The following is a 20,755-nucleotide window of genomic DNA, read 5'->3' as shown; positions in this document are numbered from 1 at the left end:
CACGCCCGTTTGCCCCGACAAGCGGGGTGTAACGGGCTATCATCTCCCTTTGGCGTCCGGACCGCCGGTGGCGCGATTTGTGCGCGTCACTGAGCCCCAACCGGCACGGTTCAACGCCCCGACGATGCCCGGCCATGCTCCGACTGGCCGGCAAGCAGCAGGCACACTATGGAAGCAATGAACAACTGGCTGGCCGAAATCGGCCGCCGCGTCCGATCACTCCGCGCCCAGCGCGGCGTGTCTCGCAAACACCTGTCCAACCATTCCGAGATATCCGAGCGCTACCTCGCCCAGGTCGAGAGCGGCCAGGCAAACCTGTCGTTCGCGATGCTCTACAAGATCTCCCGAGCGCTGGACGTGAACCTGCTGGACCTCATCGACCTCGACCGACACGGCCCGGAAGACGCCGAGCTGCACGCTCTGATCAACCGTATGGACGACGATCAGAAGCACAAGCTGCTCGCGCATGTGCAAACGGTGGTCGGCACCGCCCGCCGCGAAACCGCCAACCGCTTTGCCCTGCTCGGCATGCGCGGCGCAGGCAAGTCGACCATTGGCCGCGGTGCGGCCGAGTCGCTGGACATGCCCTTCATCCGCATCAGCGATCGCATTGTCGAACTCGCCGGGATGTCGCTGGCGGAGATCATGGACCTCGGCGGCCAGAACGCCTACCGCCGCTGGGAGGGCGCGGCGCTGACCGACATCGTCGAAGGCACGACCCGCTGCATCATCGAGACCGGCGGCAGCCTCGTCGCCGAAGCCCCGACCTACAACCTGTTGCGCGAACGCTGCACGCTGGTGTGGGTACAGGCTCAGCCCGAGCAGCACATGAACCGCGTCATGCAGCAGGGCGACATGCGCCCGTTTGATCGCCACCAGCAGTCGCTGGATGACCTCAAACTCATGTTGCAGGAACGCGAAACCTTCTACAGCCAGGCCGACCACCAGATCGACACCAGCACGATCACCGCCGAGACTGCGGTGGAACGGCTGTGCGCCATCATTGACGGCAAGTCCGGCTGACCACCGTGCTGTCGCCCACGCACCCGGTGCCGATCAACAGCGTCTCCCCGGCCGGACTGCGGCGGGCCTGACGTGGTCGCGCGAAACGGCCACACCGCTGTTTCCGCGACACCGCGGCCCGAGCCCGGGAAACTCGGCAAGACCATCAAGGCCTACCGCCTGATCGCGAGCACCCTCGACGACGAACGGGCACTGATCGGGCCGGTCTCGGCCGCCTGGCGCAACGCCGAAATCGAAACCGCCATCCCCGTGAGGGAGATCGCAGCAGCGACGCGGGACACCGTGCGCGGCCGCGAGATTCTCGCGAGCGTGTTCTACCCGGGGACGCCGCTGGACCCCTTCGACCGGCGCCTTGACCACATCGATCCAGCCCACCCCGGCTGGGAGCAGCTGATCAACACCAACCGGCTGCCGAAGCTCGAACCCAGTATCAATGCCGTGGTCCTCGCCGGCGTGATCATGCAGGGCGTTCGCCGGTTCGGCCGACAGGGGGGCGGCGATCGCCGCATCAGCGCCAACCTCGTGGTCGCCACCCTGATTCACCGCTGCCTGGACAAGCGCGACCGCCTGCTCACCCTCGACCGCGACCTCGCGCCGGTCGTCGACAACGCCTACATCGAGCGGGAATTCGGCCGTCAGGTGGCGGTACACGTGCGCAACATTCGCCAACACTACGCGGATTTTCTCGACGCCTGGAAGCTCGGCGAAACCTCGCATCTGTCGGTGTCGCCACGCTATGCCAACGTGATCGCGGCGGTGGTCGCAGCGCGCCTGCGCCTCTCTGCACGGGCCGCGGGCGAGGAGATCATCGCCACCCTCTGCGCCGACAAACGGCGTGAACTGCAGGAGGCCGGGATCGACACACGGGGCGCGTTCCCCGAGCGCACCCAGCTCGAGATCGACTACAACATGGCGCGCGCGGCCTTTGACCTGCCGGGCGTCGACCACCACGCGCTGCGCGAGCCGCTCGAACACACGCTGCTGCAGGCCGTGCACGACGTGCTGCGCGACGCGCGTAAGCGGCACCGGCTGGTTGGCCGACGCGGCCGTGCGGTGCACGAAGTCCACAACAACCTGCCGCTGATGGAGTACTTCGATGCCGCGGCGTGGCCCAACGACATCAACACGCTGCACCTTGCCGCACTCGAGGTGACGCGTCACCTCGACAAGTGCCGGCGCAAGTCGCGCGTGACCATGGTCTCGCACGCCTTCTGCCTCGCCGACGCGGCCTGGCGCGAGTTTGGTGAAAACCTGGACGTCAGCACCGCCGCGGCGGCCATGATGCACGACGTGGTCGAGGACGGCTCGAGCGCCGTGGCCGGGTACTACCACTCGCTGCGTTTGTTGCGCAAGCGCTTCGGCGCACCGATTGCCGCCATGGTCGGCGAAGTCACCGACGCGCGCAATGCAACCCAGGGCACGCTCAAGGCCCACCAGACGCTCGAATCACCCGGTCTGCGCACGGTGCGCGCAGCCTACGATGTCGGACGCTACACCACCATGCGCATCCGGCCGACGGACGCGCGCACGCCGTACACGGTGGCCGGCATCATCACCAAGTTGGTCGACACCATGACCACTTTCAACGAGAGCGTTCGCGACCCCGACAGCCTCGAGGGCTGGTGGCGCCACAGCGGCATCCGAATCTACTGGGCGGAGCGTGTACGCGGTCCGATCATCCGACCGTTGATCGAAAAACTCACCGGCGAAATCGTGCAACACCGGCACGAGCCCGGGTACCGCGATCAACTCGGCCTGCCGCAGAGCATGATGGAAGGAATGGTTGCGCTGGTGGACGAGACACTTGACGCCGCCGATCGGTACATGGCGCAGAACCTTGCGATTCTCGCGAGCGAGTACGGGCTCACACCCGAAGCGGAAAGCGAACTCATCGCCTGCTTCACCGACCCCGAACTCGGCCAGGATGCGCTGAAGGCCCGCGTGCTGGACACCTTGCTGGACGACAGCAAGCTCGGCGAGCGCGTCGCGCGCGGTGAGGTGCCGAGTTTTGGCCACGTGACCCTGTTCAGCCGCGACAGTTGCCCCGATCGCGGCCGCAACGAGAGCACCTTTCTAGGCTACCGCGACAGCTACCTGTTTCGCCGCGTGCTTCGGCATCGACTCGGTCTCGATGACCCGATCAACACTGCACGCCGGCAAGCCGAAGCCGACGAGGTCGTGGCGCACTACCACAAACGCTGCGGCCGCTGCAGCCTTGCGCCCCTGCCGCGCCTGATCGCGCGATGAGGCGGCCGCGTCAGTACACGCCGGCTGCGACACCGGCCGCCAACGTCATCGCCAGCGTTTCGACCTCGTCGCAAAACCCGTCCTGCCAGGCGCCGTGCAGCACCAGCGGCGCCTGCACCGGCCGCCAGCCAAGCCCCTGACAGATGCCGGTGATTGCGCGCACCGTGCCGGTGCCGTCGCGCCCGGCCCGCACGTAGACGGCGTACGGCAGGCCTTCGGTCTCGCCCTCGCAGGTGTAGTAGGTCCGCTCGAAAAAGTCCTTCAACAGACCGCTCATGTAGCCGAAGTTCTCGGTGGTACCGAGCAGGATGCCGCTTGCTGCGCGCACGTTGGTCGGACCGGCCTGGAGCGGTTCGAGACACTGCGCCCCAGGCCCCTCGACGTCGGGGTGCGTGAGGCCGCGCTGCGCCGCAGCCCAGAGCCGCGCGGTGTTCTCGGACGGTTTGTTCGCCACCATCAGGAGTGGGTTCACGGCCTTTCCCCCATGCGGTCGAGGACCTCGCGCCGGTGCTCATCGAATCGCCCCGCTTCGATCGCCTCGCGGATACCGCGCAACAGGGACTGAAAGAAATACAGGTTGTGCACTGTGTTCAGGCGACCGCCGAGCATCTCGTTGCAGCGTCCGAGGTGGTGCAGGTAGCTGCGACTGTAACGCGCGCACGTCGGGCAGCTGCAATTGGGGTCGATCGGTCCGGTGTCGAAGCGGTGCTTGGCGTTGCGCAGTTTGATCACACCGGTGCTGGTGTAGAGGAAACCGTTGCGGGCGTTGCGCGTCGGAATCACGCAATCGAACATGTCCACACCGCGCAGCACGCCGTCAAAGAAATCGACCGGTTTGCCCACCCCCATGAGGTAACGGGGTCGGTCACGGGGTAACAGCGGTCCGACGGCATCGAGCACGGCGTTACGCTCGTCCTTGGGCTCCCCGACCGCGAGACCGCCGATCGCGTAGCCGTCAAAGCCGATCGCCTGCAACTGGTCGACACTCTCGGCGCGCAAATCGGGGTACACCCCGCCCTGCACGATGCCGAACAGCGCGTTGGGGTTGTCATCGTGCGCAGCACGGCAGCGCGCGGCCCAGCGCATCGACAGCGCCATCGAACGGCCGGCCCGGTCGCGGTCGGCCGGGTACGGCGTGCACTCGTCGAACGCCATGACGATGTCCGACCCGAGATCCCGTTGGATGCGCATCGAGGTTTCCGGGTCGAGGAAGACCTTGTCACCGTTGACCGGGGAACGGAAGTGCACGCCGTCTTCGGTGATGTTGCGCAGTTTGGCGAGCGAGAAGACCTGAAAGCCACCGGAATCCGTGAGGATCGGCTTGTCCCATTGCATGAAATCGTGCAGGTCGCCGTGTGCCTTGATGACCTCGGTGCCGGGCCGCAACCAGAGGTGAAAGGTGTTGCCAAGCAGAATGTCCGCGCCGCTCGCCACCACGTCCTCGGGTGTCATGCCTTTCACTGTGCCGTAGGTGCCCACCGGCATGAACGCCGGCGTCTCGACCACACCGTGGCGCAGGTGCAGGCGCGCTCGGCGCGCGGCGCCGTCTTGCGACAAGAGCTCGAACCGCATGCGGGTGGGTGCACGGTGACCGGGGACCGACGAGTCTAGCACCTGCGCTTCTCTGGGCCCTGTGTCCGCCGTACCGGCCGACCCGCGGGTGAAAGGCCGCTCGCCAGACGCTACCATAGGCGCCGCTCAACCAGCCGCCTGCCCCGCCACCCGGACGCCCGCACCGTGACAGACGTCGACCAACCCATGCTCCAGGCCATCCGGGCATCGCGCGCGCGCTCGCGTGCGTGGCGGCTGCAAGGGGCGTGGCTCACGGTCGCGCTGGCGGTCGTCGCCCTCGCGTTCTACCTGACTTACCAGTTCGTCGAACCTGCACCGCCGCGGGCCATGACAATCACCACCGGCAGCGAGTCCGGTGCCTACTACCAGACTGCCCTCGCCTACCAGCGCGCCCTCGCACGCGAGGGCGTGACCCTGCACATCGAGACCTCGCCAGGGTCCATCGAAAACCTGCGGCGCCTGCGCGACCCGGACAGCGACGTCGACGTGGCGTTCGTGCAAGGCGGCACTGCCACCGAACGCGAGAGCGACACGCTGGTGGGCCTCGCCAGCGTGTATTTCGAGCCTGTGTGGCTGTTCACGCCCGACGCCCGGCCCGTCAATTTCCTGCACGCGTTGCACGGCACTCGGCTGGACATCGGCGCCGAGGGCAGTGGCACGCGCGCCGTCGCGTTGCAGTTGCTGGCCAAGAACGGCGTCGGACTCGACGACATCACGCCAGTGACCATCGATCAGCCGTTGGAGACGGCGCTCGCGGCCGGGCAACTCGACGGCGCGTTCCGCGTCGGGTCGGCCGAGGCGCCAGCGCTGCAATCCCTGTTGCGCAACCCGGCAGTGCGCACCACCCCGTTACGTCGGGCGCCCGCCTACGCGCGGCATTTTCCGTTTCTGGAAGCCCTGACCCTCTACGCCGGCAGCCTGTCGTTTGAGGGCAACCTGCCGCGCGAAAACATCCCGCTGGTGGCCCCGGCTGCCACGTTGGTCGCACGCGACAGCCTGCACCCGGCTCTGATTCAACTGCTGATGCACGTGGTGGTTTCCGAGCACGGTCAGGGCAGCCTGCTCGCGGACAGCGACACCTTCCCGTCGACGCGGTGGCTGGATTTTCCGGTGCAGCCCGACGCCGAGCGGTACTTGCAAAACGGACCGCCGTTTCTGCAGCGCTACTTGCCGTTCTGGGTTGCAAACCTGCTCGACCGTATGAAGATCATGCTCGTGCCGTTGATTGCGCTGATGATTCCGATGAGTCGCTTGTTGCCGCCGACCTACCGCTGGCGGATGCGGCGCCGGATATACCAATGGTACGACGAGGTGCAACTGATCGACACCGCGGCAGAGGACCCGGCTCGCCCCTGGTCATTCGCCCAGTGTCACCAGGCGATCGACGAGATCGAAAACGAAATCCGACGGGTCGACGTGCCGCTTTCGTTCTACCACGAGCTCTACACCCTGCGGCAGCACATCGACCTGCTGCGCAACCAGCTTCGGGCCCGCGCGCACAGTGCACCGGTGACCCGCCCGTCTGATTAGCGCTGCTGTCCGCTCAGCGGAATCTTGAGGTACGCGGTGCCGTTTTCTTCAGCCTCCGGCATGTGGCCAGCACGCATGTTGACCTGCACCGAGGGGTAGAGCAGCCGCGGTGCCGAGTTGCCCTCGTCGCGCTTGTTGCGCATGGCGACAAACTCGTCGCGACTGGTCTGCGCATTGAGCTGGTAGTTCTTCTCGCGCTGCTCACCGACCGTGGTCTGGTAGCAGAAAGTGTCCCGTGTGCCGCCGTCCGGCAGGTAGTCGTGGCACATGAACATGCGCGTCTCGGGTGGCAAGGCGAAGAGTTTTTGCACCGAGTCGTACAGCGTCTCGGCACTGCCACCCGGAAAATCGCAACGCGCGGTGCCAAAGTCCGGCATGAACAGGGTGTCGCCGACAAACACCGCATCACCGATGACGTAGCTCATGCACGCGGGCGTGTGGCCCGGTGTGTGGATCGCACGGCACTGCAACTCACCGATCGTGAACGTGTCGCCGTCTTCGAACAGCTGATCGAATTGCCGGCCATCGCGCGGAAAATCCGGCCCGGCGTTGAACACCTTGCCGAAGATCTCCTGCACCGAGATGATCTCGCTGCCGATGCCCATGCGCCCGCCGATCTCGCGCCGCAGGTAGGGCGCGGCTGAGAGGTGGTCAGCATGCACGTGGGATTCGAGCACCCAATCGACCGTGAGTCCCCGCTCGGCGACACGTGCAATCACGCGGTCGGCAGAGTCGTAGCGCACCCGCCCGTCTGGCTGGTCGAAGTCGGCGACCGAGTCGATCACGGCACAGCGCTGGGTTTGCGGGCACGCAACGATGTACGTGAAGGTGTTGGTGTCAGTGTCGAAGAACGACTCGACATCGGGCTTGATCATGACCTAGACCTCATTCAACCAGGGTTGGCGCATCACACGAGGCGCCGCGCCACGCCGATACCCATCAGCATACACAGAAAAAACACCCACGCGCCGGGCGACGCGAGCGGGACGGCGACCAGCGCCGGCCCTGGGCAGAAGCCACCAAGCCCCCAGCCGATCCCGAAGAGCGCAGCGCCACCGAGCAGCCGGCGATCGATCGCCGAGGCGGTCGGCCACTGAAACGCAGCCGAGAACAGCGGTGCCTCGCGGCGGCGCAACAGACGGTAGCCCGGCAGCACCACGGCAATCGCGCCGCCCATCACGAACAGCAGGCTCGGGTCCCACGGGCCCGCGATGTCGAGAAAGTTGAGCACCTTGGCGGGGTTGGCCATACCCGAGAGCAGCAGCCCGAAGCCGAACACCAGCCCGGCGAATGCAGCGGCGACTGCCGTCACTGGGCAGGCCCCAGACCGTGGCGCACGACGTATACGGTGAGGCCGGCAAAGAGCATGAACACCGCAGTGGCGACCGCCGACCGAACCGACAGGCGTGACAGACCACAGACACCGTGGCCGCTCGTGCAGCCGTTGCCGATCGTGGTGCCAACACCGACCAACAGGCCGGCGACGCCCAGCACCGGCCCGGCGCCCGAAACGGTGTGCTCCACGGGCTGATTCAGCAGCACCAGCAGCAACGGGGCCGCCAGCATACCGAGCACGAAACCGACGCTGATGCCACGCGCCTCGCCGGTTGCGGCACCGGGCGGCATCAGGCGGCCCAGCAGACCGCTGACGCCCGCAATGCGGCCCAGCGCGGCCATCATCCACAACGCCGCAAGGCCGATCAGGACGCCGCCGGCCAGCGACGCTGTCGGGGTGAATTCCGTCATGTGGACACCGCTGCGTACATATTATTTTTTATGAATATATCCTGTCAGGCCCGGCTTGGCCAGATCAGACAGGCATCCCCGTAGCTGAAGAATCGGTACTCGCCCGCGACCGCGTGCGCGTAGGCGGCGCGGACCGTATCGAGGCCCGTGAAGGCGCTGATCAGCATCAGCAGAGTCGACCCCGGCAGGTGAAAGTTGGTAATCAGACCGTCGATCACGTGGAACGGTTCGCCCGGCGTGAGGAACAGGTGGCTGTCGCCGTGGTAGCGCGCGAGTGTCCCGGCGTTGGCGCGGGCGGCGGTCTCCAGCGCCCGAACGGTGGTGGTGCCGACGGCAATCACGCGCCCTCCCCGCGCGCGACACGCCTCGACCGCGGCGACGACCGTGTTGTCGACGCTCAGCCATTCGGGGTGCATACGGTGCTCGGCGATGTGCTCGACGCGCACCGGCTGAAAGGTGCCGGCACCGACGTGCAGGGTGATCTCCGCGCGCGACACACCACGCGCATCGAGTGCGCTCAGCAGTGCATCGTCAAAATGCAATCCGGCGGTCGGCGCTGCGACCGCGCCAGGCTGCGAGGCGAAGACAGTCTGGTAGCGCGCGGCGTCGACGCGGTCAGGCGGTCGTGCGATGTAGGGTGGCAAGGGAATCTCACCGTGCGCATCGAGCCAGGCGAACACATCCGGGGCATCGACCGACAACCGAAAGAACGCGCCCTCGCGGTCCTCCACGGTGGCCTCGACCGCCCCCTCGAGACGCAAGCGAGCGCCCGCCCGAACGGGCTTGCTCGCGCCGATCTGACAGAGCACCTGCGCCTCTGACGGCAGAATGCGTTCGACCAGCACTTCCACGCGTCCACCCGAGTCCGCCTTGTGTCCACGCACCCGCGCCTTGATGACCGCGGTGTTGTTGAACACCATCAGGTCGCCAGGTTGCAACAACGCCGGCAGATCGGTGATGTGCCGGTCGCTCGGCGCCACGCCCCCACCGAATGCCAGCAGGCGTGCGCCGCTCCGTTCGGCCGGTGGCGTTTGCGCGATCAAGTGGGCGGGCAAGTCGAACTGGAAGTCGGACAGCTTCATCCGCGCATGGTATCAGTTGGGGACAGCGACGCCGGTGCGCGCCTTTGACCGGCCCGTCAATCTCACCTATGCTCCCCCGCTTGCCGACGCTCAGATGCCGGGGTGGCGGAATTGGTAGACGCAGCGGATTCAAAATCCGCCGGCCGCAAGGCTGTGGGGGTTCAAGTCCCCCCCCCGGTACCACACAAACGAGCGTTCGTCCGCCGCGACCACGTCCGGCTTTAGGCCACTGACAACCGCGCCCGTCGAGCCCCACCGTCCCGCAGTGCCAGTCGGACCGCCCCCTTGGCCGACGCCGCTTCAGCTCACTGACACCGCTGCCGATACACGTGCCAGCGCAGAGCCGGTTTGCGAGTTGTAGCGCAGCGCCGATCGCGCCTCGAGTCCGCGGGGGTGTATTGGGCACCGTGCAGAGGGAGCTGCTACCACACCGTCGGATGGCCGATAACCAACAGGTGACGACAGCGACACTATGCTGGCAAGCACGTACAAGAAGAAGCAACTGGCTGTTCGAGCGGCTCTCGCCGCGGCCGGACTGTTGGCGCTGATCACCGTGTACGTGTCCGCCAGTTCCTTCTCGTCGATCAACGCCACGCAAACCCAGCTTGCAGCCGCCCAGGCGACGCTGCTGCAGCGCGCCGCGCTCACCGTTCAAGCCTTCCAGAGCTACCGCGAGGCGGTGCGCGGGTTTGGTCACGGGGACGCCGCGATAAAACGCGACGATCTGCGCGAGGCACTTGAGGCACTCGGGCTGCAACTGTCCTTGCTGACCTCAGGCGAGACCCAGAGCCTGCTGCGCACGGCCGAACGCACAGCGTCGGCTGCCGCGGGTTCGGACCACACGCGCCAACTCGTCGAGCTGCTGCACACGATCTACGAAACCAGCGCCTCGGTGATGCCCGAGGCCTTGCGAACCATCAATGGCCTGACAGTGGGCTCGGTGTCCCAGGCCACGCGCGCGATCGAACGCAGTGCGGCGCTCGACCGCCAAGTGAACACCTTTCAGGTGCTTCTGTTCAAGCGCAACCTGCACGTGCAAAACGTCTTCCCGATCGCAGCCGATCGCATGAGCACCCGCTTCTTCCTCGCGTGCTTCGTGTTGGTGTTGGGCCTGATTGCCGCCGGCGCGCTCTTCACCGTTTACGTCCAACAGAGCCGTCGCATGGCGAGGCTGCTGCGCCAGTCGAATGCGCGCCTGCTGCGCAAGGTCGAAGAGACCGAACACCTCGCCTCGACCCTGGGCCACCACGCCCGCCACGACGAGCTGACCGGCTTGTTGAACCGCACCGGCTTCAATGGCGTACTCGACGGTGTGCTGTCCGACGGCAAGGGCCGACACGGTCTCTGTTTCATCGACCTGGACCTGTTCAAGATCGTCAACGACACCAGCGGGCATGCTGCCGGTGACCACCTGCTGCAGCGCGTGGCCAGCGTGCTGAGCAGCCACCTGCCCAAGCGCGGCTACGCCATCCGGCTCGGCGGCGACGAGTTCCTGTTGTTTGCGCCGTTCACCACCGAGGTCAAATTCCGTGAGACGGTGCAAAGCTGTGTTGATGAGCTCAATCCGCTGCGGATCGAGTACGACGGCCAGCATTTCGAAGTGACCGCGAGTTTCGGCGCGACGTTCTTCAACGCCGAAGAGCACACGGTCGACACGGTCCTGTCGATTGTCGACACGGCCTGCTACGAGGCCAAGAACGCCGGCGGTGGCCGCGTCTACTTCCACTCCGGCAAAGAGGGCGTTGTCGAATCGCGGCAGAGCGAGATGCAGTGGGTCGCCAAGATCCGGGAGTCGCTCGAGAACCGGCGCATGCAGCTGCACTACCAGAACATCGTCGAGACCACGTCGATCGAGCCGAAAGTGCACTCGATGGAGATTCTCGTGCGGATGCTGGACGACGGCGGCAATGTGGTCAGCCCGGGTTCGTTCCTCGACATTGCCGAACGGTTCTCGCTGGCGACCCGCATCGACAAGTTCGTGATCAACGAGACCTTCGAGTGGCTGCGGGCCGGTAACCTCAACACCAGCCAGAACAGCCTGATCAACATCAACCTGTCCGGCCGCTCGATCGGTGACAACGAGGTCCTGCGGTACATCGAGGAGCTCTGTGGCAAGCTGAACACACCAAGCGATCGGGTGTGCTTCGAGATCACAGAGACCGCCGCAGTGGGCAAGAACGCACGGGATTTCCTCGTGCAATTGCACGAGCTCGGCTTCAAGCTCGCGCTGGACGACTTCGGCAGTGGGTTCTCGTCCTTCGGTTACCTCGAAAGCCTGCCTGTCGACTACATCAAGATCGACGGTATGTTCGTGCAGGACCTGGACACCAACACCACCCACCGCGAATTCATCACCGCCATCAACCGCGTTGGCAAGGCGATGGGCAAACTGACCGTCGCCGAGTTTGTCGAGAACCAGGCGTCGCTGGAGTTGCTCGAGCAGATTGGCGTCGACTTCGCTCAGGGCTACCACCTCCACAAACCGGTCGAGTTGGCCAAGCGACCGCTGGTGCTGAGCTTCGCCGAGTTCCAGGAAGCCGCCTGACGACACCGGAGCCATCCGCGTCACACCCACCGCAGTGTCCGGCATCCGCTCGAGGCCCGGCCCGACACGCGCGTGAGCTCTGCGTCGGTGCCACCGCCTCGCCGACCACACACCGCTACTCGGCCAGCAAAAAACTGTATATCCTTACAGTATGTTTCTCCATCCCAAACAGGTCGCCTGGCTCGGGCGCATCGGCGAGGTGCTGCCGCACATGCTGCACGGTGTGCGGCCAGGCGAGCACCAGGATCTCAGACTCGGCGACCGCCGACGCGCTGACGGTGTGCTGGTGGAAGTCTGGCTGGTGGTCAAGGCAAGCCCCCCGGTCGGATCGCCGATGTGTACCCACGGCGTGATCGTGGGGGACGCCGCAAACGACGACGGCCCCACCGACAGCTGAGCAGCCGCGCACCGCCGAGGCGACCAGCGGGTGCAGACACCAACCGGGTTGCCGTGCACGGCGCCGGTTATTTAAAACGGTGATTCAAAAATCACATCACATTAAAACCGATTTTTAATAACTAATTAATTTGGGTTATTGACAGTTCGTGTGTCTCGGGCTGGTTCGGAATATGCAGTTTCGTCGCTTCACCCTATTTTCCGCGCGACCACCGTCAAGGGACACGCTCGTGCTCGGACCGGCCACTGCAGGCGAGCTCGACCCGTTCTTGACGACCGCACTCAAGGACGACCCATGCAATCCACCTACCTTCTGCCGCCCGGTATCCACTCACCTGAGCAAACCACACGACCCCGCGACATGTTCGCGCCGGTTGCACGGCTCGCAGGCCTCGCACCGCAGTACATCGAACGGCTGAGCCAGATTCGCTCGCTCCACCTCGCCGAGAACACGCCACCGTCCGAGCTGGCGTTGTCAGCTGCAATCACCTGCATCGATCAGTCGTCGCTGAACGCCGCCGACATCGACCTGATCATCATGGGCAGCGTGTACAAGGACATGGCCGAGCCCGCGACCTCTGCTCGCGTCTCGAAGCAGTTCGCCGAGCACTACGATTTGCCTGTCGGGCCGGCGTTTTTCGATGTCCAGAACGCCTGCAACGGCGTGTTCTCCGCCATTCAGATTGCCGACGGGCTTGTGCGCACCGGGGCGTACAACCACGTGCTGATTGTCTCGGGAGAAACCGGCGACGCCGCCACCCGCGCCGCCACCGAGGCGATCACGGCCTTCGCCGAAACCGGCGACGACCCTCATGGCCTGGGGCCGGACATCAGCAACCACGTGCGTCATTACGCTGCGTGTTACACACTCGGCAGCATCGGTGCCGCCACCGTGGTCAGCGCGCAACCGACTGACCACAGTCTCGAACTGATGGGCATCAAGATGGCCGCAGACTCGAACAGTGCCGAGCTTTGCATATTGGCCTCGCAGGAGCACCCGCTCGTGGTCGATCCGCCAATGTTGCTCGAGGTGGCCGCGCCGTTCGCCATTGCGTCGTTCAAGGCATTCATGCGCGAGCGGAACAATTCCATTGAATCACTGGAACACCTTTTTGTTCACCAGCCGTCCAAATCCACGATTGCAGACTATTCCGCCGGTTTGGGCTACCCTATCGAGAAAATCGTAGAGACAGTGACCCGGTTCGGGAATGTCATTACGTGTAGTACTTTGCTAGGCTGGGACTGTGTTTCTCAGGGATTGAGGTCAGGGGATCTGGTGGGAGCCAACATCGTCGGTTCGGGTATCTCCTCAGGTTCGCTTTTACTACGGTGCGTTTGATATGACGGCCACGCTCAACCTCGCAGCCTTGTGCTGCATGGTTGCAACACTTTGCTTCTACATCACCCGATCGGCGGCGCGGTGGCGGGCTCGCTACCCGACCCTGATCGTGTTGGTGGCCTACACGGTCATCACTGCGACCCTGGTCCACATCGACACCCCGCTGGGCTCGGAGACCACGGTGCGGCTGTTCTACGCGGCGTCGTGTTTCTTCATGGCGGGCATGGTCTCGGTGTTTCTGGTCAACCCCCGGCTGATCGCCGTGCTGTTTCTCGGTGCCGGCGTTCTGGCCGGGCTGACGCTGGCCTCCGACCTCATCATCGACGGTGTGATCCACAACGGCGCCCGCCTGACCCGGTCACCGGGGCCGTTGTACAGCCTCTACCTGCTGGCCATGCTGTCCGGGGTGCTCGGGCAGATCGCCCTCGGGCTCTGGCGCTGGGGCCAGCACGATGAGCCACAGCGGTGCGTCGAGTGGCGCGCCTTCGCTGTCGCGGCCGTGCCGACACACGTCATGGTGATCGTGCTGGTCGTCATGATGGTGCAGGAGACCCCGAGCACCACGGCAGTCGACGTGTTACACCTCGCCGTGATCGCCTTCTGCGCCGTGCTGGTCTATGCGGCCTCGGGCGCGTTGTTGCCCGCCGTCACCTTGCCGCGCGACAACCTCCGCACGGCCCAGCAGATGAGCCTGGCCCACATCATGGCGATCGAGTCACTGCTCAAACGCACCGAGATTCCCACCCCGGTGGTGCTCGGCCTGTTGAAGAAGCTCTCGGACCAGGCGACCGCACCCTGGGTCGCTCACCGGCTCATGCGCGTGCGCGGCTCGGTCATCCGCTGCGTCGACCTCCGGAGTCTCGCCATTTGCCGACGCACACGGCGCGCTGCGGCTGAGGCCATAGACAGGGTGACTGCATCCGGGACGGTCACACCGCTCTACGTCGACCGCACCAGCGAGCCGCCCAAGCCCGTCTATTTCGTCTGACGCCGCAGCGCAGCGGGGCCGATCAGCCCGACACGGCGGCCGCAGCGCGGCACGCCGCCCTGGCCGTCTCGGTGACGGTGCCCCAGTCGCCGCTGGCCACCGCGGCAGCCGGTGTCAACCAGGACCCCCCCACCGCGCAGACGGCGGGCACGCGGAGGTAGTCGGCGAGGTTGTCGACGTTGACGCCACCGGTGGGACAAAAGCGCACATCGGGGTACACAGCCGACAGCGACTTGAGCTGCCCGGGTCCACCGCTGGTGCCGGCGGGAAAGAACTTCAGGTCGACAAAACCGGCCTCCCGCGCCAACTGGACTTCCGTGGCGGTGACGGCACCGGGCAACCAGGGCATGGCCGTGCGCTGACTCGCCGCCGCCAGCGTTGGCGTCAGGCAGGGGCTGACGGCGAATCGACCACCGGCATCCCGAACCGCATCGAATTGCGCGGGTGACGTCACGGTGCCTGCGCCGACCACCGCGTCCGGCAGCGCCTTGGCAATGTCCTCAATCGCCCCGAGCGCCTCGGGCGTGCGCAACGTCACCTCGAGCGCGTCGAGACCACCGGCGATCAGCGCCTCGGCCATCGGCACGGCCTGAGAGCGTGTCTCGATGACAATCACGGGAATGATCGGGCACGGCCCGAGCTGCTCAAACACCGACATGCGCGGTCTCCTCACTGTCGCACTCTGTTCGAATCACCGACGCACCCTGTTCGGCGCTGCTCACGGTGTCGCGGAAGACCGCGAGCATCTCGCGACCGAGCCCCGCCTCCGAGGCGGCCACGGTGCAGGGGTCGCGCTGGATCAGGATGTCGTCCGACACACACACGGACAGCGTGCCCGCATCGCAATCCACCCGCACAGTATCGCCGTCGTATACCCGCGCTATTGTGCCGCCTGCAGCGGCCTCGGGCGACACGTGCAGGGCCGCAGGCACGACGCCCGAGGCGCCGGATAACCGACCGTCCGTGACCAGCGCAACGCGGAAGCCCCTGTCCTGCAGAATCGTGAGCGGCGGCATGAGCTTGTGCAACTCCGGCATGCCATTCGCCCGAGGACCCTGGCCGCGCACCACAACAACAACGTCCCGGTCCAACTCACCGGCTGCGAACGCCTCGTGCACTGCCGCCTGCGAGTCGAAGACCCGCGCCGGAGCCTCAATCACGTGGCGTGCCGGGTCGACCGCAGACACCTTCACAACGGCGCGGCCCAGGTTTCCAGCCACCAGCCGCAGGCCCCCTTCAGCAGCAAACGGCGCGTCGGCTGACGCGATGATGTCTGGCGCCTGACCAGGCGCTGGTGAGGGTTTCAGGACCAGGCGACCGCCCTCGCTGAGCGGCTCCTGGGCGTAGTCTGCGATCGTGTCGCCGACGACGGTTTTGACATCCGGGTGCAACAACCCCCGTTGCAACAGCTCGTTGAGGATCGTGCCGACGCCGCCGGCGGCATGAAACTGGTTGATGTCGGCTTTGCCGTTCGGGTACACGCGGGCCAGCAGCGGCACGGCACGCGACAAGGCGTCAAAGTCATCCCAGTCGACCACCAGACCGGCTGCCCGTGCAATCGCCACCAGGTGAATGGTGTGGTTGGACGAGCCACCCGTCGCGAGCAAGCCGACAATCGCATTGACCAGGGCGCACTCGTCGACGATCTTGGAGATAGGGCGGTAGGTGCCGGCGGTCGCTGTCAGCGACACCAACCGGGTGGCCGCCTTCGCGCTGAGTGCGTCCCGGAGCCCACTGTCGTGCGGCACGAACGCCGCGCCCGGCACGTGCAGACCCATGAACTCCATGAGCAGCTGGTTGCTGTTGGCCGTGCCGTAGAAAGTGCACGTACCGGCGCTGTGGTACGCCGCAAGCTCCGAGGAAAGCAGTTCTTCGCGGGTCGCCTCACCGGCGTAGAAGCGTTGCCGTACCCGGCTTTTCTCGCTGTTGCTGATGCCACTGCCCATCGGGCCGGCCGGCACGAACACCGAAGGCAGGTGCCCGAAGCGCAAGGCCGCAATCAGCAGACCGGGCACGATCTTGTCGCACACGCCCAACCAAAGCGCCCCGTCGAAGGTGTTGTGCGACAGCCCCACCGCGCTGGAGAGTGCGATCACGTCGCGGCTGAACAGGCTCAGTTCCATGCCGGGTTGGCCCTGGGTGATGCCGTCGCACATCGCCGGCACGCCCGACGCCACCTGGGCGACCGCACCGGCCTCACGCGCAGCCTGCTTGAGGATCTCCGGGTAGCGCCCATAAGGCTGGTGGGCCGACAACATGTCGTTGTACGACGTGACAATGGCGAGGTTGGCCGGCTTGATTTCACGCAGCCTCAGCTTGTCGCTCGCTGGCGCCGCTGCAAGGCCGTGGGCGATGTTGGTGCACGACAGTGCCTGACGCGCTGGCCACGTTCGGGCCGCTTGCTCGGCGGCGGCGAGGTAGGCAGCCCGACTGGCGGCGCTGCGCTCACGGATGCGGTCGGTGACGTCTCGAAGTATCGGGTTCAGGGCACTCATGTCGACGAAAAAATGTAGCTTAGCTACATATTGTAACGATTATTCGGGTGGATCACCGCCCTATCACCCCAACTGGCCTTTTTATTGAAATATAATTTCAGGCTGGGCGCCGGCGACCCGCGTGTCCCGTTCCTCAGTGTTTCCGTCACGCGACGCAGGGAGTTCGCATGAGCACATCGGCCAACGCGCAGCAGTTTGACCTTGTCATTTTTGGCGGCACCGGCGACCTCGCCATGCGCAAGCTGGTGCCAGCGGTCTACAACATCTACAAGAACGGCGGTATGCCCGAGGGCAGCCGGTTGATCGCTGTTGCGCGCACCGCGCTGGACCTCGACGCCTTCCATGCCCTCCTGGCCTCCGATGCGCAGCCGCACGTGCACCCGGATCTGTTCGACGAAGACACCTGGGCGACCTTCCTCCAGCATGTCGAGTTCGTGCGCCTGGATCTCACCGACGCCGACAGCTACCGCGCGCTGGGCGCTCGGCTGGACGCAAAACCCGACAACACGCGGCTCTACTACCTCTCCACCGGCCCCGGGTTGTTCGGGCCGATCTGCCAACATCTGCACGGCAACGGGCTGATCCTGCCGAGCTCGCGCGTGGCGGTGGAGAAGCCACTCGGCCACGATCGCGCCTCGGCCAACGAGATAAACGACCTGATCGCCGACGCCTTCGAGGAGTCCCAGATCTTCCGGATCGACCACTACCTCGGCAAGGAACCGGTGCAGAACCTGATCGCGTTGCGCTTTGGCAACTCGCTGTTCGAACCACTCTGGCGACGCGGCCGCATCCGGGATGTGCAAATCACCGTGGCCGAAGAACTCGGCATCGGTCGACGCGGGGATTTCTACGACCGCACCGGCGCGCTGCGTGACATGGTGCAGAACCACCTGCTGCAGCTGCTCTGCATCATCGCCATGGAACCGCCGCTGTCGGTGGAAGGTGACAGCATCCGCGACGAGAAACTCAAGGTGCTGCGCTCGCTGCGCCCGATGACCGCTGAACGCGTGTTGCGCAACACCGTGCGAGGCCAGTACGTCGGTGCCCAACTCGGTGACCAGGCCCTGCCTGGCTACCTCGAGGAGAACGGCGTCGCGGCGGACAGCCAGACCGAGACCTTCGTCGCGCTGAAAACCACCATCGACAACTGGCGCTGGTCCGGCGTGCCGTTCTATCTCCGCACTGGCAAGCGCATGCAAACCAAGGTCAGTGAGATTGTCATCACCTTCGATGCGCTGCCGCACTCGATCTTCAGTGACCAGGTCTCGGCCAATTCCGTCAATCGACTTGTCATACAATTGCAGCCTGTGGAGAGCATCCGGCTGCACATCCTGTCAAAAAAACCGGGGGACGCTCTGCAACTCAAACCGGTGATGCTGGACCTCGACTTGTCTCAGACCTACAACGCCAACTACATCAACGCCTACCAGCGGTTGCTGGTCGACCTGATCGCCGGCAAGCAGGCGTTGTTCATGCGCCGTGACGAGCAGGACGCAGCGTGGGCGTGGATCGACCCGATCATCGACACGTGGCAGTCGCACGGCATCACACCCAAACCGTACCGAATCGGCAGCTGGGGCCCCGCTGCGTCGGGCGGCCTGCTCGGCCGCCGTGGGCTGAGTTGGCACGAGGAATCCCTTTGACCGAACCCGACCTGGTCGCCGACATCGGCGGTACGCACGCTCGCTTTGCCCTCGCCGAAGGGGCGAGCCTGCGCGACGTGGAGGTCATCACGCACCGCGATGTCGGGTCCTTCGACGACGCGTTGAAGCAGTACATTGCGACCCGGAAGGTCTCCCCACGGCGGGCCTGCCTGGCGTTGGCGACGCCGATCACCGGCGACACCGTCGCATTGACCAACAGCGACTGGACCCTGTCGCGCGACCGGTTGGTGAAGCACTTCGGCTTTGATTCAGTCGATCTGGTCAACGACTTCACGGCGCTTGCCAACGCCCTGCCGCACCTGACGTCAGCGGACCTCCGCCAGTTCGGTGGCGGTGACATCGACCCGCGCGGCCCGCGCGCGCTGCTCGGCGCCGGCACGGGTCTCGGGGTGTCAGGCTTGATCACCACGCCGTCCGGCGAGACAGTCGCCCTCGCAGGCGAGGGCGGCCACGTCAGCGTGCCCCAAGGGGACGCCGTCGATCAGCACGTGGTCTCACGCCTTGAGGGCGTGTTCGGGCGGGTGTCACTCGAGCGCATCCTCTCCGGCGATGGCCTTCGCAACGTCCACTGGGCACTGTCACACGACGAGGCCGAAACGCTCGACACGCAACCCCGGGCCGCTGACATCAGCTGGCGCGCTCAGCACGCCGATGACCCGCGCGCCGAGCAGACCCTGCGGGTGTTCACCCGCATGCTTGGCAGCTACGCCGGTGACCTCGCGTTGATTCTCGGCGCCACTGGCGGCGTCTACATCGGCGGCGGGATCGCCGCCGCGATCGTCGACGCGCTCGACCACTGGGGCCTCAGACAGGCCTTTGAAAACAAGGGCCGCATGGCACGCGTGGTGGCGCCCATTCCGCTCTTCGTGATCCAACACCCGCACCCGGGCCTGCTCGGCGCGGCGATGTCATTGCCACAGCGGTCGCGCGGCGCATGATCCTCCAACGGGTCGCCGAACACTTGCCGCACTTGAGCCGTGCCGAGCGTCAGGTGGCCGAGCACGTGTTGTCCGACCCCGAAGCCTGTCCCAACCTCACGATCGCCGAACTCGCCGCCGCCGCGCGGGTGAGTGAACCCACGGTGGTGCGTTTCTGTCGATCGATGCAGTGCGACGGCTACCTCGCCTTCAAGATGCGCGTTGCCCAGGACATTGCAACCCGGGTACCCGTCCGGGCAAAGGTGGTGCCGGGGGACTCATCGAGTGCGATCGCACACTCGGTGGTGCGCAGTGTCCACGCACGGCTGCACACCTTGTTGCAGGAGCTGCACGAGGCGGACCTCGACCGCGCCATGGGCCTGCTCGACGCGGCCAACCGCATCGAAGTGTACGGCATGGGGGGTTCCGGTAACGTCGCACGGGAGGCGCAACTGCGGCTGCTGCGCCTTGGCAAACCGGTGGTCTGTCACACCGACCCCCACGTTCACGCAGCCGCGGCGGCGTTGCTGACGCCCGACACCACGGTGCTCGCCATTTCGAACAGTGGCCGCAACCGAGACCTGATTGCCACGGTTGAGCTGGCGCGCGGCTGCGGCGCGCGCGTCGTCGCGATCACCCCGGCAGACACACCACTCGCCGCGCTCGCGTGCGCGCTGTGCAACGTGTCACCGAGCGACGGCAAGGAGCTGCTGATGCCGGTGTCGTCGCGCGTGGCCCAACTCGCGGTGGTCGACACGCTCGCAGTCGGCCTCGCGATGCGCGACACCTCGCAGCGCACCCAGCTCGGCCGCGCGAACGCCGCTCTGGACGACAAATACCTTCAATGAGTGACGTCGTCGCCGCGCAGTTGGGCGGCGACCGCATCGGCGGCGCCGACATCGGCCTGGAGCAGGCGCGGCAACGATACGGCGTTCTGTGACTGCACGAAAAGCAGTACGGCAATCGCAACGCCCGCGGCGGCCAGGTTCAGGTGCATGAACCGAGTAAAGCGGCGTTCCTGAATGAATTGCTTGGACCCGTTGTGTCGGCTGACCGCGCCACCGCGCTCCACCAGCATCACTTTGCGCGACACGGATATCGTTGCAAAACACACACACCCGATCAACACGATTGCCAGATCAATCATCGTCAACGCCTCGAACCAGACCCACAGTATCTAGACCAGCGCTATCGTTCTGGCAAGGTGAAAT

General features: G+C 65.6%; 19 protein-coding genes and 1 tRNA gene. 11 read left to right on the top strand and 9 right to left on the bottom strand.

Going from position 1 to position 20,755, the window contains the following annotated elements; all coding sequences use genetic code 11:
* Positions 1-168 precede the first annotated feature (168 nt).
* On the top strand, positions 169-1,023 hold the full coding sequence (locus AAGA11_10980) for a shikimate kinase (protein ID MEM9603378.1): 855 nt from the start codon (positions 169-171) through the stop codon (positions 1,021-1,023).
* Positions 1,024-1,095: 72 nt separating this feature from the next.
* On the top strand, positions 1,096-3,270 hold the full coding sequence (locus AAGA11_10975) for an HD domain-containing protein (protein MEM9603377.1): 2,175 nt from the start codon (positions 1,096-1,098) through the stop codon (positions 3,268-3,270).
* Positions 3,271-3,280: 10 nt separating this feature from the next.
* Here the strand turns inward: AAGA11_10975 and AAGA11_10970 are convergent, their stop codons facing one another.
* Complete coding sequence (locus tag AAGA11_10970; protein MEM9603376.1) at positions 3,281-3,742, bottom strand: flavodoxin family protein; 462 nt, start codon at positions 3,740-3,742, stop codon at positions 3,281-3,283.
* Positions 3,739-4,842, bottom strand: a complete 1,104-nt coding sequence (gene tgt / locus AAGA11_10965) for a tRNA guanosine(34) transglycosylase Tgt (protein ID MEM9603375.1) — start codon at positions 4,840-4,842, stop codon at positions 3,739-3,741. Before tgt ends, AAGA11_10970 begins: the two co-directional genes overlap by 4 nt.
* Before the next feature lie 165 nt (positions 4,843-5,007).
* Here tgt and AAGA11_10960 point away from each other — a divergent pair, with 165 nt between their 5' ends.
* Positions 5,008-6,372, top strand: coding sequence for a TAXI family TRAP transporter solute-binding subunit (locus tag AAGA11_10960; GenBank protein MEM9603374.1), 1,365 nt, complete (start codon positions 5,008-5,010; stop codon positions 6,370-6,372).
* Here the strand turns inward: AAGA11_10960 and AAGA11_10955 are convergent.
* Genes AAGA11_10955 through queA form a run of 4 tightly spaced genes read right to left on the bottom strand, consistent with a single transcriptional unit; the run spans position 6,369 to position 9,200 of the window.
* Positions 6,369-7,247: an MBL fold metallo-hydrolase gene (locus tag AAGA11_10955; protein MEM9603373.1), complete on the bottom strand. Its 879-nt coding sequence runs from the start codon at positions 7,245-7,247 to the stop codon at positions 6,369-6,371. The genes AAGA11_10960 and AAGA11_10955 overlap by 4 nt on opposite strands.
* Before the next feature lie 32 nt (positions 7,248-7,279).
* Positions 7,280-7,684 (bottom strand): DUF6691 family protein, encoded by a 405-nt coding sequence (locus AAGA11_10950; protein MEM9603372.1) that lies wholly within the window; start codon positions 7,682-7,684, stop codon positions 7,280-7,282.
* Positions 7,681-8,118, bottom strand: a complete 438-nt coding sequence (locus AAGA11_10945) for a YeeE/YedE family protein (protein MEM9603371.1) — start codon at positions 8,116-8,118, stop codon at positions 7,681-7,683. The genes AAGA11_10950 and AAGA11_10945 overlap by 4 nt, the downstream gene beginning before the upstream one ends.
* A 44-nt stretch (positions 8,119-8,162) precedes the next feature.
* Positions 8,163-9,200, bottom strand: a complete 1,038-nt coding sequence (queA, locus tag AAGA11_10940; protein MEM9603370.1) for a tRNA preQ1(34) S-adenosylmethionine ribosyltransferase-isomerase QueA — start codon at positions 9,198-9,200, stop codon at positions 8,163-8,165.
* A 96-nt stretch (positions 9,201-9,296) separates the two neighbouring features.
* Between queA and AAGA11_10935 the strand changes: the two genes are divergently transcribed.
* The 5 genes from AAGA11_10935 to AAGA11_10915 all read left to right on the top strand — a co-directional run bounded on the left by AAGA11_10935 (position 9,297) and on the right by AAGA11_10915 (position 14,468).
* Positions 9,297-9,383, top strand: a tRNA-Leu gene (locus tag AAGA11_10935).
* 289 nt (positions 9,384-9,672) lie between these two features.
* Positions 9,673-11,745 (top strand): EAL domain-containing protein, encoded by a 2,073-nt coding sequence (locus AAGA11_10930; GenBank protein ID MEM9603369.1) that lies wholly within the window; start codon positions 9,673-9,675, stop codon positions 11,743-11,745.
* A 151-nt stretch (positions 11,746-11,896) separates the two neighbouring features.
* The gene (locus tag AAGA11_10925) at positions 11,897-12,142 is read left to right on the top strand and encodes a hypothetical protein (GenBank protein MEM9603368.1); all 246 of its coding nucleotides are present in this window, start codon (positions 11,897-11,899) and stop codon (positions 12,140-12,142) included.
* Between the two features lie 294 nt (positions 12,143-12,436).
* A complete protein-coding gene (locus tag AAGA11_10920; protein ID MEM9603367.1) occupies positions 12,437-13,480 on the top strand; it encodes a 3-oxoacyl-[acyl-carrier-protein] synthase III C-terminal domain-containing protein in 1,044 nt (347 codons plus the stop codon).
* A 1-nt stretch (position 13,481) separates the two neighbouring features.
* Entirely contained in the window at positions 13,482-14,468 is a 987-nt protein-coding gene (locus tag AAGA11_10915; GenBank protein ID MEM9603366.1) for a hypothetical protein, read from the top strand.
* 22 nt (positions 14,469-14,490) lie between these two features.
* Here AAGA11_10915 and eda read toward each other — a convergent pair whose 3' ends face one another.
* Both eda and edd read right to left on the bottom strand, forming a co-directional pair.
* A complete protein-coding gene (eda, locus tag AAGA11_10910; protein ID MEM9603365.1) occupies positions 14,491-15,126 on the bottom strand; it encodes a bifunctional 4-hydroxy-2-oxoglutarate aldolase/2-dehydro-3-deoxy-phosphogluconate aldolase in 636 nt (211 codons plus the stop codon).
* The gene (gene edd, locus AAGA11_10905; GenBank protein ID MEM9603364.1) at positions 15,113-16,963 is read right to left on the bottom strand and encodes a phosphogluconate dehydratase; all 1,851 of its coding nucleotides are present in this window, start codon (positions 16,961-16,963) and stop codon (positions 15,113-15,115) included. Before edd ends, eda begins: the two co-directional genes overlap by 14 nt.
* A 167-nt stretch (positions 16,964-17,130) precedes the next feature.
* Here edd and zwf point away from each other — a divergent pair, with 167 nt between their 5' ends.
* Genes zwf through AAGA11_10890 form a run of 3 tightly spaced genes read left to right on the top strand, consistent with a single transcriptional unit; the run spans position 17,131 to position 20,392 of the window.
* A complete protein-coding gene (gene zwf, locus AAGA11_10900) occupies positions 17,131-18,606 on the top strand; it encodes a glucose-6-phosphate dehydrogenase (GenBank protein ID MEM9603363.1) in 1,476 nt (491 codons plus the stop codon).
* Positions 18,603-19,565, top strand: a complete 963-nt coding sequence (gene glk, locus AAGA11_10895; GenBank protein ID MEM9603362.1) for a glucokinase — start codon at positions 18,603-18,605, stop codon at positions 19,563-19,565. The genes zwf and glk overlap by 4 nt, the downstream gene beginning before the upstream one ends.
* Complete coding sequence (locus tag AAGA11_10890) at positions 19,562-20,392, top strand: MurR/RpiR family transcriptional regulator (protein ID MEM9603361.1); 831 nt, start codon at positions 19,562-19,564, stop codon at positions 20,390-20,392. The genes glk and AAGA11_10890 overlap by 4 nt, the downstream gene beginning before the upstream one ends.
* Here the strand turns inward: AAGA11_10890 and AAGA11_10885 are convergent.
* Positions 20,386-20,691 (bottom strand): hypothetical protein, encoded by a 306-nt coding sequence (locus AAGA11_10885; GenBank protein ID MEM9603360.1) that lies wholly within the window; start codon positions 20,689-20,691, stop codon positions 20,386-20,388. The genes AAGA11_10890 and AAGA11_10885 overlap by 7 nt on opposite strands.
* Positions 20,692-20,755 lie beyond the last annotated feature (64 nt).

This window comes from Pseudomonadota bacterium (assembly GCA_039196715.1).
Lineage (GTDB): Bacteria > Pseudomonadota > Gammaproteobacteria > CALCKW01 > CALCKW01 > CALCKW01.
The sequence above is the reverse complement of the archived record's forward strand: the minus strand, read 5'-3'. Positions and strand labels throughout refer to the sequence as shown.